The sequence below is a fragment of the Epilithonimonas sp. genome, assembly GCF_032054305.1.
Lineage (GTDB): Bacteria > Bacteroidota > Bacteroidia > Flavobacteriales > Weeksellaceae > Epilithonimonas.
Genome location: NZ_DAMBSX010000006.1, coordinates 115,928 through 130,574 on the forward strand (window position 1 = coordinate 115,928; position 14,647 = coordinate 130,574).

A 14,647-nucleotide genomic window follows, 5' to 3' on the forward strand; every position below is an offset into this window, starting at 1 on the left:
AAAATCCCGTATAAACGGGCCAGATCAAATATAAATATTTTAATAGAAAATTGCAATGAGTCAGCTGAGTTTATTTGATACGGAAGAGTTTTATAAATTTCCAAAAGACCTTTTGGAATACAAGGAACATTTCCTGAGCAGCAAAGAAGCCGATGAATTGAAAGATATACTGCTGAAAACGACACCTTGGGAACAGCGAACTCAGAAGATGTATGATAAAACAGTTGTAACACCCCGCCTTACTGCTTGGTATGGAGGAAATGATAGCTCTTACGATTCAGACGGAAATGTTTCAGGAACTAATCCTTGGACTCCCGAGCTTTATACTTTAAAAGAAAGGATAGAAAAAGAATTTGGGTATCAGTTCAATGGTGTTTTATTAAACCTGTATCGTGATAATAATGATTCCGTGGCATGGCACAGAGATAAAGAAAGCCGCTATGGAAAACGACCTGTGATTGCATCAATCAGTTTAGGTCAAACCAGAAACTTTGATTTCAGAAAAAAAGACCATCATCAGAGCAAATACAGTTTGCCATTGCCTCACGGTTCGTTACTCATTATGAAAGGGGATTTACAGGAAAACTGGGAACATCGAATTGCTAAATCAACAGTAAAAATGAAAGAAAGGATTAATTTGACCTTTCGTTTAATTATTTAAATAAACTCTTACTTATCCAATTAACTTTTCCTATTTTAGAAAAAATAAGAAAGTATTAATAACCATTATTTTATGACTCAAAAAACACATCGGATTAGTTTTCATTTTTTCGATATCGGCGGCGGTGATGCTATTTTTATCAGATTTTTAGGAACAGATTCCCAATGGCATAATATACTTATTGATGGAGGATATGGTAAAGAGTACAAAAATTCTTTTGCCCCATTAATAAAAGAAATTTTGTCTTCTGGCGAACAAATTGAAAATTGGATTATCAGCCATATAGATCGCGACCATATCGGTGCCGTAAAAGGTTTTGTCGTGGACAAAAAAATTGAAAATAAACAAGACGCTGTAAAGAATTTTTTATTTAATCATTCTCCTGAGATGATAAAGGAATCTAATGGGAAAATCTCAGTCGGTGACGGGATTTTACTTAGGGATTTTTTAACTGCAAATAATCTTCTTACCACAGTGCCAATAAATACTGAAACATTACCAATTGAATGTTTTGGTTTTAAAATGACCATTCTTTCACCTACACCTGAAAAGGAAGCTGCTGCAACAGAATTGTGGAAAGAAGAAGAAAGTAATGGTAAAATTGGTAGAAAAGAAAATCAATCCGACCATAAAAAAATAATTGAAGAACTTACAGGGAATGAATTTAAACCGGATACAGATCCTGTTAATGGAAGCTCTATTGCTGTTCTTGCCGAGTTTGATAAGGTAAAAGTACTCTTATTAGCCGACAGTCATCCCTCTGATATAATTGACAGTTTAGATGCATTGGGGTATAATAAAGATCGGCCACTGCCCGTGAAGTTTATGCAATTATCACATCATGGCAGTAAAGCCAATACCTGCCCTAAATTGCTGGAAATAGTTCAGACCAATTGTTATGTGATAACTGGAAACGGTATCCATAACAGACATCCGGATAAAGAGACTATAGTTAGAATCATTACGAACGAGAGAAGAAATTCTGAAATTATCAAAATTCATTTTGCTTGTGATACTCAAGAATTGAGAAATATCTTTGAGGTCGATGACGACGCTTTTGAAAGATATACATTTGAATGTGATTATTCACAAATAGGACCTGACAGCTTAGAACTTTCGTACCTGCCCTTAACTCATAAAATATGAATGAAAATATACCACAGCTTTCTACAATCAAAATCAGATGTAACCACGAAATTGCTACAGCAGTAATTTTCTACCCGAGTCCTGATGTTGATGACGTGTATGTCTTGACTGCAAAACATTGTTTAGAAGGTAAAAAGTTCGATAAAGAATATGTAAATACGGATATTAAACTTGAAGAGATTTTTAATCAGGAAACATCAGAATTTCATTCATACAATTTGACCGAAACAGATATTGTTATTGTGTCAGATGATGATGAGGATATGGCATTGTTGATTCTTTCTAAAAAGAATATTCTTCCACTTACAGGTAAACAATTTTTTTGTCAGGTAATTGATACTGATGAAATGGTGGAAGATTATCAAATTAGAGGGTATGCTAATTTTAATGATCAAGAGGCAGATCGATCTTTTCCTATGAAATTTATCGAAGATATCAAGAGCAATCGATATAAATTTACACTAAAGTCTGAAAATTCTCTCGATACATATTATCAACAGGCCTTGGAAAATGTTGAAGGATTGTCTGGAAGTGGCGCTTATTCTATCTTGTATGGAAAAACTTATTTTACAGGTATTATTCATACATACGAGGACGGTGGATTTTTTTTGGCGACCAAAGTTTTAGCATACAATAAGCTGATTCCATATCCTAAGTTCAGTCTGATCAATTCTATCAAACCGGAGACAGATAAAGATGTTCTCTTAAGTTATGAAGAAATGGAAAAAAATGAACAAACCACTAATTCTAGAACTAGAGAAAAAATCGGAGATTTTAATGTTCCTCGTGATAATATAGACCTCCTGCAATTGCTTAAAGAAAAGAATCTTGTAGTGGTTCATGGAAACCCGGGAGTTGGAAAATCGGCTTTGACAAAATCAGCTGTAAGTGATTTGAAAATGTCTGGAGATCGTAGTGTTTTAACTTTTACCGCTGAAAACCTGTATTGTGAAACAATTAGTGAAGCTTTGATAAAAGCCGGATGTAAAGTTAGTATCGAACAAATATTGGCAAGTCCTTTATCAAATAAGTATTTTTTAATTTGGATAGAAAGCTTTGAAAAACTAATAGAGTCAGGTAGCTCGGGAGCATTTAATGAACTACTTCAGATACTGGAAAAAAATAAAAATATAACTATAGTTTTAACAATAAGAGACTACTTATTACAGAAGTTTAAAATCGATTACTATTATGAGCTGCCAGAAAATATTGCTTATTTTCAAGTAGGTGAATTTAATGATGCTGAGGTTGAATTAATCGTTGAAAAAATTCCTGACTTACTGCCATTGATGGAAAATTCTAAGATTAAGCATCTTTTGAGAACTCCTTATTATCTTGATAAAGCTGTACGAATTATACCAGAACTATTAAGTGAGGAACACTTGGACGAGTTACAATTTAAAAGGTTAATGTGGAAATATATTGTTGAAGACAATCAATCACGACGAGGAACTGTTTTCTATGAGATTTGTCTTAAAAGATCTAGAGAAATGTCTCTTTTTACAACATATGAGAGCGATAACAGTGTGACTGCTGATCTTGTTAAAGATAATATTCTACAGTTGGATGATATGTCCGATACCAGTGCTTACAGTCCTTCTCACGACATATTGGAAGATTGGGCATTGATCAGATTTATAAGAAATCAAAAATCGGAGATTGCAAACTCAAAAGATTTTTTACTTTCGATAGAAAATACTCCCGCCATGAGAAGGGCATTCAGATTATGGATGGAAGAGTTTTATGAATATGAACCGGAAGCTTCCGTATATTTTATGCACGAGCTCTTAAGTGATGATACTTTGTCCCCTTCATGGAAAGATGAGCTACTGATTGTTTCACTTAGATCAAATCATTCCAAAGTACTACTGGATAGTTTAAAAGTACAGCTTCTTGAAGATGAAGCGAAATTGTTGGATCGCATAATCTATTTACTACAAACGAGTTGTAAAAAAATAGATCCTCAAAAAAGAAATTTTAATGATCTTCTGCCTATTGGCTCCGGATGGGATTATATAATTGATTTTATCAAAGCTAATATTAATGAAATTAAGCTGCAAAATTTTGAATTAAAACATTTGACTCTTATTGAATCATGGTCAAAACAGCTCCCTGAATTTAACCAAGGCATACTTCCATCTGGTGCAAAAAGCGCTGCTTTTCTGTTGGAAGATTTTATTTTTAGGTTGCAGGGTCGTTCAATTCAGAGGAGATTAGGCAGGAGATCTTCTGAATATTTAAAAAAATATATTAAAATTCTTTTTAAATTGACGGCAGCCGATCAGGAACTTATTGCTTCGATTATTCAAGCTTGCTTGATTCCTGAAACAGGTAATGAAAGATGGACTGATCCTGCTTTTCTACGAGAAATAAGAGCTTATATTACCGGAGGTGTTATTTCAGATCAAATTTGTCGCTTTTTCCCTGAAGAAGTTATTCAAATGGCTACTGAAGACTGGGCTCAAAAGGAAGAGAAATATGCACCGGGGAGTATTAATAGTATGCTTATTCGAGAGCCTAAAGTAAATGATTTTGGTTTAAATAAAGATTTAGAATATGATTATGGATTACCATCAGGTTATCAGACTTTTTTTTATTGGATGTTTTTGTATCACGGTGAAAAAGCTCTTGATTTCCTTATTCCATTTTTAAATGATGCTTTTGAAAAAAATTATGAAATTCTTCTGTCTTTAAAAAAGAGAGGGGTGGAAAGGATTGAGGTTGTTTTTGAAGATGGATCGTGTGGTGTATACTATGGGAATCCTGAGTACTGGTCTATGTACCGAGGATTTTCAATTTATGATAAGGTCTTAATATCAGTGCTGATGGCTTTGGAAAAGACTTTGTTAGAAATTGGGGATAAAAAAGATTTTTCAACAGCACGCATATTTTTAGACAGGTTGATAAGAGAGTCTAACAATATTGCCATTTTAGGAGTGGTCTGCAGCATTTTACAAGCATTTCCTAATTTAGTTGATGAAACTTCTGTCTCCTTATTAGGTGTCCCACTGTTTTTTAAGTGGGATTCTACAAGGTCTACTTCGGATATGATGAGAAGCAATGTCTATAATGACGAAGAATTCGAAAGAAAAGAACGAATTGCCGCAAATCAAAGAATTCATCGCAATAAGTATTATGTAGGTTTAGTTGGATTTGTGGCTGACTATATGTTTTATCAACGAGAGTATAATGAACTTTTATTCAAACAGGTCGACAGAATGTGGGAGAATGTCAAGGAAGATGATTGGCTTTTTAAAAAGTTTTTGTTTGATATGGATGCTAGAAAGTATGAATTTAAACATTTTAATCAAAAGGGATATGAAAATTATGTTCAGGTAGTTCCCGGATATGATGATACAATTAGAAATGTTGTAGAAAGTGGGAATGATTATACAGTTCCGACAGCTAATACGACTTGGGCAAGAAAAGTTTTCGAATACGAAGAAGTTGATGATCATAACTATGAAACTTGGAAAATAGGATATGAATTTATTTTGCAACTAGATGGTAGACGAGAAATTATGGTTTCTCCAGGTACTATGGCGTCTATTGCTCTTCGTGACTTTTCAAATCAACTTCAACCTGATGAAATTGCATGGTGTTGTGAAACTATTATCAATTTAGAAGCAAAAAAATTAGCGAAAACAGATCCATACGCTATTAATTTTGATTTATTGGATAATATACCTTCTCTTAAAGGATTATGCTATATTTTTAAAGTTGATATTGAGCAAGATTTAAAATTGAAGGTTAAAGAATTAATTTTCCGTTTACTTTTAAAGGGTCTTGACGCTAGGGAACGAATCGCTTTGCAGCACGCTATTTTACAGGAATTAGTATTATTTGAACCTGATTTTGTTTTAAACTGTTGGTATGGATTAGCAGAAGCCATCGTAATTCTAAAGGCACAAAATAAAGAAAGCGAGAGAAAGCGAATGTTATATCATCAAGGGAAATTAAGTGCTCGTGATTTTAATAAGTCGGAAGAAGACAATTGGTCGGAAGTACTAATTAATTCTGTTATCAAAGGAAGTATAAACATACCTGATGAAATTATCGTTTCATTAGACTTACATACTCAGTGGTACTTGGATGACATGCTTCGTATCATCCCATGGAATACGGCTCTTCCTGCTCACCACAAATTTATTCAGGATGTTCTGACACTACACACTGTTTTTTTAAATGATCCCAAATCAAGCATGCTGGATTTTTATGAAAGTAGACATGCATTTACTTTTTATTATCCACGATATCTGCTGAATCAGCCTACAGAATTATCATTACCTCTCTTAAAAAAAATACTTGATTCAAGTATAGAAACACCTGAAAAAAGTATCCCTGATGATTATTTAAAATTTATATATAAGTTAGTTGAAGAGTTTATTAGAGCAGCGATAGGTAGAATTCAACTCGAAAATTTCTGGATATTTTGGGAATTTTTGAAAGATTGGATGATCAATAACAGCAATGCGAGATTTCTACCAATTTTTCTTTTTGACATTGACTGGGTGGAGAGCTCTGAAAAATGGTCAGTATTGGATGGTAAAAGCTTATATTTCAAAGATTTTATAATTACTTTAGGATTTAACAGAATTAATTCATCGATAAAATTTTTAAGTGGCATTGCATTTTATAATTTTATGCCTAACTCAATATCATGGATTGTTCCCATGCTCCAAAGCCAAAATGCTGAACTGGTCGAGAACGATATTTTAGAAAAATTCGTTGAAAAAGCTTTTTATAAATATGGTGGTAAAATAAAAAGAGATAAAAATACTTTAGCTGACTTTCTATTTATTTTAGATTTTCTAGTCAAAAGAAGTTCTCCTAAAGCCTATATGTTACGAGAAGAATTACTTCAATTTAAATAATTAACATTTTGTCGTGAGATATTTTTGGGAAATATATTAATAAAATTGGAAAATAAATGAATACAGAAGATTTTATAAGATTGATTGAGGGTCAAACGGAAAGCCCTTCACTAGATTTTAAAGCAAACAGTCCTTGGGATTATAAGAAGCTAACAAAAGATATCTTGGCAATGTCAAATCTACCAGATGGAGGTCACATTGTAATTGGAATTGAGGAAAAGGATAATGAATTTATTAATGTAGGAGTTGACCAGAAAAATATTATCACTTACAAATATGATGAAATGCGAGATCAGGTTTCAAAATATGCAGAACCAATGGTAGATTTCAATGTCTATTTTCCGGAAGATAGAAACGAATTAAAATATGTGGTAATCAAGATCTTCTCTTTCAAAGAAATTCCAACTCTTTGTAAAAAAACTCTGGACGGAGAAATGAGAGCAAGTACTTTGTATTATAGAAATACAAATAAGAGACCTGAAAGCGCAGCCATATCAAATGTCAGCGATTTGCGAGATCTCATTGAGTTGGCAGCCGTTAGATTAATGCAACGCAGAAAAAGTTTTGGCTATACCATTCCCAATATTGACGCAGAAATATTTGACGCAGAAATAAAAGCTTTTCAGCAGACATCATCATATGAATTAATAAAATCGAAAGGCAATTGCGAAGTTTATATAACTCCTCTTCAAAAAGGTAATTTACATAGTCTTAAAAGATGTCTTGAAGTTGTCGAAAAAGCACAGGTAAAGGCGTCATGGTCATTGCCATTTATACCAAGAACGTTACACGAGGGTAGTTTAGTTACTGCTGAAAATTCTTACGAGGCTTTTTCCGATTTAGGAGCTCGAAAAGAACTGTGGAGAATGTATTTGTCAGAGAGTTTTTGCATGATTAACAGCTTTGTAGAAGACTGGCTAGAAGGTGATCATTTGAGAGGGGCTTGGGCATCAAAATTTCCTTCTGGTCAATACTTGTTTTATTATACAAGTATTATACATTATCTTACTCAACTATATGTTTTTATTGAACACTTAACAATAGAAGGATTATATAAAGAAGGTTTGAGTATTTCTATTATATTTAATGAGTTAAAAGATAGAAGATTACATTTGGACAGCGAGAATCACATGCCGCTTATGAAGATAAGAACGACAAAAACAGATAAAATCACTATTAATGAGGAATATTCACGATTAGAAATTCTGGAGGGAGGTATAAATATTTCAAGTTCTATAATTTTAAAAGTTTTAGATTACTTTAGTTTTTACCCTTCAAAAGAGTCAGTTTTACAGATTCAGAAACAGTTCTTAGAAAAAGGTTACTAAAGAAAATTACGTAAATTCAGTTCAATTTTAGAACCTATTTTAAGATGATTTTTTGAATATTTAATATGTACATCTATATTAAAGAAGTATTATAATTTGGAAAGACCAATATTGATATAAGAATTTAATATATTATTCATCTAAAAATCAAGTGTAAATTAATATATAATTTTGTTTTGAAAAAAATGAAAATTAGTTTACTGAAAAATTGAGTTAAAATTAAATTATGGTGGCAATATTATTTAAATGTACATATCTAATTTTATCTAAAAGCATCAGTTTTTTTCTATAATTATAAATGACTTAGATGTATTGTAGGTATTTTATTTTTTTGATTCGGCATAATCAAATGTATAATTTCCTTAAAATTTTAGGATAAAATATTTTTTTGGTAATTATATTTTATACATTTGCATTATGAAATTTGTAAGACTACTTTTCATCATCTATTTTGTGGCGTTATCCATAATGCCATGTCTAGATAGTGCAAATGCTCAGTCTTTTAAGCAAGATTTCAATTATTCTTTAAGTTCAAAGACACAAGAAGATTCACATTCGAAGGCAGATTCTTGTTCTCCATTTTGTTCTTGCAACTGTTGCAGAACCACGGTGGCATCTTATAAAATCGAACCAATTCTAGTTTTTTCAAGAATCGCTACTGCGTTTTTTTCTAAGAAAATCCATTTTCAGAAAAACGACTTCGCTTATTTGGTGTACGACCAAATCTGGCAACCGCCTAAAATATAATTTTTATTGATATGATGGAAGGATTCCCTTTCATCTAAATTGTCTTGGAAACTTTGCAATATCATTGCACTGTAATCCTATTCATCTTTGCATCATCTTTTAAATTCAGTTTTATACTGATTTTAACTTTGGGCAATCCAATAAAAATTAAATTCAATGTTAGATAAAATCATAAGATTTAGTATCAAGAACAAGATTGTCATTGGTATCATGACCTTGTTATTGATTATTTGGGGAGTTTGGAGCGCAACCAAACTGCCAATTGATGCTACACCGGATATTACCAATAATCAGGTGCAGATCATCACAGTATGTCCCACACTTGCTGGACAGGAAGTAGAACAACTTGTTACCTTCCCAATTGAACAAAGTATCGCAAATGTACCAGATATTGAGGAAACTAGGAGTATTTCTAGATTCGGTCTATCAGTGATTACAGTTGTTTTTAAAGAAGAGGTAGATATTTATTTTGCTCGCCAACTGGTTACTGAAAAATTAAAACAAGCAGAAGAAGAAATTCCCCAAGGTGTTGGAACTCCTGAACTTGCCCCTGTTAGTACTGGACTTGGAGAAGTTTATCAATATATCCTGCATCCCAAAAAAGGCAGTGAGAAAAAGTATGATGCTAAAGAACTGCGAACAATGCAGGACTGGATTGTGCGAAGACAGCTTAATGGAACACCTGGAGTTGCAGAGATCAACAGTTTTGGCGGTCAGTTAAAACAATACGAGGTCGCTGTAAATCCAGACAGATTAAGAGCGATGGGCGTAAGTATATCTGATATTTTTACCGCTCTCGAAAAAAATAATCAGAATACAGGAGGTGCTTATATTGATAAAAAGCCAAATGCATATTTTATCCGTGGAATCGGTTTGGTAACATCTTTAGAAGACGCAGGGAACATTGTAGTTAAAAATAATACGGGCAGTGTTCCAATCTTCATAAAAGATGTTGCTGAAGTGCGTCTGGGAAGTGCTGTGAGATATGGTGCAATGACTTTTAATGGTCAGGTCGATGCTGTGGGAGGTGTTGTTATGATGCTAAAGGGAGCCAACAGTAATGAAGTGGTGAACAGAATTAAAGAAAAGATACCAGTTATACAAAAATCTCTTCCTGCAGACGTTGTAATTGAACCTTATTTAGATAGAACCGACCTGGTTGGAAGAGCAATCGACACAGTAGAAAAAAACCTAATTGAAGGTGCACTCATTGTCATCTTCGTACTTGTTATCTTCTTGGGTAATTTAAGAGCAGGTTTAATTGTAGCATCAGCTATTCCATTATCATTACTGTTTGCATTAGGAATGATGAATGTGTTTGGTGTGAGTGCTAACCTGATGAGTTTAGGAGCGATTGATTTCGGGCTTATTGTTGATGGGGCAGTTATTATTGTGGAAGCTACCTTACATCATTTAGGCTTGAATAAATCAAAAAAAATGCTTACCCAAGCAGAAATGGATGAAGAAGTTTTTCTTTCTGCATCCAAAATCAGAAGTAGTGCAGCATTTGGAGAAATCATTATTCTAATTGTATACATTCCGATTTTAACATTGGTGGGAGTAGAAGGTAAAATGTTTACGCCTATGGCTAAAACTGTGGGATTTGCTATTTTGGGCGCTCTGATTTTATCATTGACTTATATTCCGATGATGAGTGCTTTATTCTTATCAAAAAAGATGAGCCACAAAGAAAATTTCTCTGATAAAATGATGAACAGAATTCAGAAAGTTTATCAGCCTTTATTGGAAAAAGCATTAAAAATAAAATATTGGCTGGTTGGAGGAACCGTAGCTCTCTTTGCTGTAGCAATATTTGTTTTTGGGAGAATGGGTGGTGAATTTATACCTCAGTTGCAGGAAGGCGATTTTGCATTCCACTGTATCCTTCCACAAGGAAGTTCCTTAAATCAAAGTATTGAAACTTCAATGCAGGCTTCAAGAATTATAAAACAGTTTGATGAGGTAAAAATGGTTGTTGGTAAAACTGGCGCTGCTGAAGTACCTACCGACCCAATGCCACCGGAAGCTACTGATATGATGGTTATCTTGAAACCTCAGAAAGAATGGAAAACAAAGAAAACGTATGACGAACTCGCTGATGAAATCTCAGAGAAATTAGAAGTGATTCCTGGAGTTTTCTTTGAAAAGAACCAACCTATCCAAATGCGTTTCAATGAGTTAATGACAGGTATTAGACAAGATGTTGCAGTTAAAATTTTTGGTGAAAACTTAGATTCTCTGGCAATTTATGCTGATAAGACTGCTAAGGTAATACAGTCTGTTAAAGGTTCTACATCTCCCCAAATTGAGCGTGTAAGCGGACTCCCTCAGATTAACGTAGAGTATGACAGAACCAGAATGGCCAATTACGGATTAAACATTGAAGACGTTAATAATGCAGTAAGTACAGCTTTTGCAGGTAAATCAGCAGGTCAGGTTTTTGAAAATGAAAGGAGGTTCGATCTGGTTGTAAGATTAGACAGTTTACACAGAACAAATATTGACGATGTTAGTAATCTAATGATTTCTACTGCCTCTGGAACGCAAATTCCACTCGCCCAGGTTGCTAATATTAGTTACAAATTAGGGCCTGCCCAAATCAGCCGCGAAGCGGGAAAAAGAAGGATTGTAATAGGTTTCAATGTGAAAGACCGTGATGTTGAAAGTGTAGTTAAGGACATACAATCAAAGCTCGATAAAGAAGTAAAACTTCCTGCAGGATATTATTTTACCTATGGAGGTCAATTTGAGAATCTTCAGGCAGCAAGTAAGAGATTAATGATTGCAGTTCCAGTATCGCTATTCTTAATCTTTATGCTGCTTTATTTTACATTTAATTCATTTAAGCAAGCCACTTTAATTTTTACGGCTATTCCTATGAGTGCGATTGGTGGTGTATTCGCATTATTATTGAGAGATATGCCATTCAGTATCAGTGCCGGAATTGGCTTTATTGCTTTATTTGGTGTTGCCGTTTTGAATGGAATTGTATTGATTGGAACATTTAATCAATTGGAAAAGGAAGGCGAGACCAATATTCTGAAAAGAGTAATGGAAGGTACAAAAACAAGATTAAGACCTGTTTTAATGACTGCAACAGTAGCTTCATTAGGATTTTTACCGATGGCTATTTCTACAGGTGCAGGAGCTGAAGTGCAAAAACCTTTGGCGACAGTTGTTATCGGAGGTTTGGTTACGGCGACTTTCTTAACATTATTTGTCTTACCAATGTTGTATATTATTTTTAATACCAAGATTAATTTAAAAAAGATCAATAACAAATCGGTAACCGCCATTGTGGTTTTAGGATTTTTATTTTTAGGACAGACTTTTAGTGCACAACAGGGAAGAACCATAACAGTCGAAGAAGCTACACGTACTGCTATTGAGAATAATCAATCAATCCGATCGAGAGATCTGGATATTAAAGCTACACAGGCATTGATTCCAACGTCCAAAGAGCTCCCGAAAATGAATGTGGATGCTCAATTGGGGCAGTATAACTCTAAGAAATTTGACCAATCATTTTCGATCTCCCAAACGATTCCATTTCCAACTTTGTTCAAAGCAAGAAAAGAGTTGATTGCGGAACAGATTAAAGGAAAGCAAATCAACAGGGAAGTTTCTATGAATGAATTAGCGAAACAGGTTCGAACGTATTATTATCAAATTGAGTATTTACAATTTAATAAATCCAAGCTTAGCAATCTGGATAGTTTATACAATGACTTTATCAGAGTTGCAACGGTTAGGTTTAAAGCCGGAGATATTAAAAAAATTGAAATCAATACAGCTGAAACACAGAGAGGGGAAATCAACTTATTGCTTAAACAGAATGAGGTTTATCTTACCAATGCCTATAAAAATTTAAAAACATTGCTAAATATTGAAGAGGATATTTCAGTTCCATTTGATCAGAACTATCATCCGCTACAAGCACAATATGTTTTAGACAGCAGTGCCATTGCACAGCATCCTACCGTAAAAGCTTTTTATCAGGAAATGCAGATTGCGGAAAAAAATAAGAAAGTTGAAAAATCTTTGGGACTTCCTGACTTTACCATCGGATATACTAATCAGTCATTGATAGGATTTCAAACCATCAACGGGATGGATCAGTATTTCAATGGAGGAAACAGGTTTCATTCGGCAACAATTGGTGTTTCTATTCCTTTGACATTTGGAGCTACGAAAGCAAGAATCCAGTCTTATGAATATCAGAGACAAATGGCAGAATCAAATGCAAAATTCCAGCAAAAGCAGCTTGAAGCGCAATTGCAAAATGCATTTAATCAATATCAGCAAAATGTTAATCAGTATGACTACTACGTTAATCAAGCGATTCCAAATGCTGAGAAAATTGCCAAAGCAGGACAATTAGGTTATAAAACAGGAGAAATTTCTTATGTAGAATATCTTTTTGCACTGCAGACTTCCACCAATATTCAGCTTAAATACCTGGAATCTATTCAACAGGTCAACGAATCTGTAGTTATCATTAATTCAATCATCAATAAATAGACAAATGAAAATCAAATATAGCATTGTATCTCTAGCCTTAATTTCTATTCTAGCGGTCAGCTGTGGAAAAAAAGATGCTCCGGCAGAAGGAGAAGAGAAACCAAAAACAGAACAGGCAGAAGAAAGTCACGAAGAAGCTCCGCAAACTATTGCGGAACTGACTGAAGAACAGATGAAATCTGTAGGAATCAGTCTTGGAACTTTAGAAATGAAAGATTTAGCCTCAACTATTAAGGCAAATGGTGTTCTTCGTGTACCCAATAACAGAAAGGCAACGGTCACTTCACTGTATGGAGGTGTCATTAAGACATTAACCGTTCAGATAGGAGATTATGTAAGACAGGGACAGGTTATTGCTACAATCAGTAACCCTGAATACATTCAGTTACAGGAACAATATCTGACTATTAACAGCAGAATAACTTATGCAGAGCAGGAATTCAGAAGGCAAAAGGAGCTTTTTGACAATGATGCCGGAGCAAAAAAGAATCTGCAAAGTTCTGATGCGGAGCTAAAAAGTTTAAGAACCCAGAGATCATCGTTACAAAGACAATTACAGCTAATGGGAATCAGTCCTGGGAAAGTAAGCAATGGAAACCTAAGATCAGGCTTGGTCATTACATCGCCAATCAGCGGAACAGTTAGTACGATTAATGCACAGATAGGAAGTTATGTTGATGTATCGTCACCGGTTTTGGAGATCATCGATAACAGCTCAATTCATTTGGATTTACAAGTCTTTGAAAGAGATCTTCCCAAAATGAAAGTTGGTCAGATTGTGCAGTTTAAGCTCACCAACAATCCGGAAGAAACCTTTAATGCAAAAGTGTACAGCATCGGATCATCTTTTGAAAATGAAAGTAAAACGATTTCAGTTCATGCAATGGTTACCGGGAACAAAGCTGGCTTGATTGACGGAATGAATATTACAGGAAATGTAAGCCTTGGAAATTCACAAACTCCCGCCGTTCCAAATGAAGCTATTGTAGAAGCCGATGGTAAATTCTATGTATTTGTACAAACTTCTAAAAAAGTGGAAGAGCACGCTGAAGAAAAAGGAGATGACGATCATGGTCACGGGCATGATGAAGGAGAGGCGGAACACGGTCACAAAAATGAAACCGAAGCAGGAAACCATGCAAAGGAGCAGGCTAAGAAAATGAATTTTGAAAAAATTGAAGTGGTAAAAGGGACTTCAGATATGGGTTACACAGCGATTACGCCTGTGAGTGCAATTGCACCTGATGCAAAAATTGTGGTAAAAGGCGCATTCTTCGTGAATGCTAAGCTTTCTAATGCAGGAGACCACGGACATTAATTAATCAATAATCAAGTGAAATCCTATCTTGATTTCACTTGATTTTAAAAAT

General features: G+C 34.2%; 7 protein-coding genes. All 7 read left to right on the forward strand.

Annotated features, from left to right (window positions below):
• The first annotated feature begins 55 nt into the window (after window positions 1-55).
• Window positions 56-661 carry an alpha-ketoglutarate-dependent dioxygenase AlkB family protein gene (locus RTX21_RS13980; RefSeq protein ID WP_002977361.1) on the forward strand — a complete coding sequence of 202 codons (606 nt, stop codon included), beginning with the start codon at window positions 56-58 and terminating at the stop codon, window positions 659-661.
• A gap of 72 nt (window positions 662-733) precedes the next feature.
• The gene (locus tag RTX21_RS13985) at window positions 734-1,807 is read left to right on the forward strand and encodes a ComEC/Rec2 family competence protein (protein WP_002977362.1); all 1,074 of its coding nucleotides are present in this window, start codon (window positions 734-736) and stop codon (window positions 1,805-1,807) included.
• A complete protein-coding gene (locus RTX21_RS13990) occupies window positions 1,804-6,681 on the forward strand; it encodes a hypothetical protein (protein WP_002977363.1) in 4,878 nt (1,625 codons plus the stop codon). Before RTX21_RS13985 ends, RTX21_RS13990 begins: the two co-directional genes overlap by 4 nt.
• Before the next feature lie 56 nt (window positions 6,682-6,737).
• Window positions 6,738-8,009 carry an ATP-binding protein gene (locus tag RTX21_RS13995; protein WP_002977365.1) on the forward strand — a complete coding sequence of 424 codons (1,272 nt, stop codon included), beginning with the start codon at window positions 6,738-6,740 and terminating at the stop codon, window positions 8,007-8,009.
• Window positions 8,010-8,426: 417 nt separating this feature from the next.
• Entirely contained in the window at window positions 8,427-8,756 is a 330-nt protein-coding gene (locus RTX21_RS14000; RefSeq protein ID WP_050791101.1) for a DUF6660 family protein, read from the forward strand.
• A gap of 156 nt (window positions 8,757-8,912) precedes the next feature.
• Window positions 8,913-13,277 carry a CusA/CzcA family heavy metal efflux RND transporter gene (locus RTX21_RS14005; RefSeq protein WP_002977367.1) on the forward strand — a complete coding sequence of 1,455 codons (4,365 nt, stop codon included), beginning with the start codon at window positions 8,913-8,915 and terminating at the stop codon, window positions 13,275-13,277.
• Between the two features lie 4 nt (window positions 13,278-13,281).
• Window positions 13,282-14,595 carry an efflux RND transporter periplasmic adaptor subunit gene (locus RTX21_RS14010; protein ID WP_002977368.1) on the forward strand — a complete coding sequence of 438 codons (1,314 nt, stop codon included), beginning with the start codon at window positions 13,282-13,284 and terminating at the stop codon, window positions 14,593-14,595.
• Window positions 14,596-14,647 lie beyond the last annotated feature (52 nt).

Coding starts and splice junctions, on each gene's coding strand:
- RTX21_RS13980 (WP_002977361.1), top strand. CDS start 56: ATGAGTCAGCTGAGTTTATTTGATACGGAAGAGTTTTATAAATTTCCA.
- RTX21_RS13985 (WP_002977362.1), top strand. CDS start 734: ATGACTCAAAAAACACATCGGATTAGTTTTCATTTTTTCGATATCGGC.
- RTX21_RS13990 (WP_002977363.1), top strand. CDS start 1,804: ATGAATGAAAATATACCACAGCTTTCTACAATCAAAATCAGATGTAAC.
- RTX21_RS13995 (WP_002977365.1), top strand. CDS start 6,738: ATGAATACAGAAGATTTTATAAGATTGATTGAGGGTCAAACGGAAAGC.
- RTX21_RS14000 (WP_050791101.1), top strand. CDS start 8,427: ATGAAATTTGTAAGACTACTTTTCATCATCTATTTTGTGGCGTTATCC.
- RTX21_RS14005 (WP_002977367.1), top strand. CDS start 8,913: ATGTTAGATAAAATCATAAGATTTAGTATCAAGAACAAGATTGTCATT.
- RTX21_RS14010 (WP_002977368.1), top strand. CDS start 13,282: ATGAAAATCAAATATAGCATTGTATCTCTAGCCTTAATTTCTATTCTA.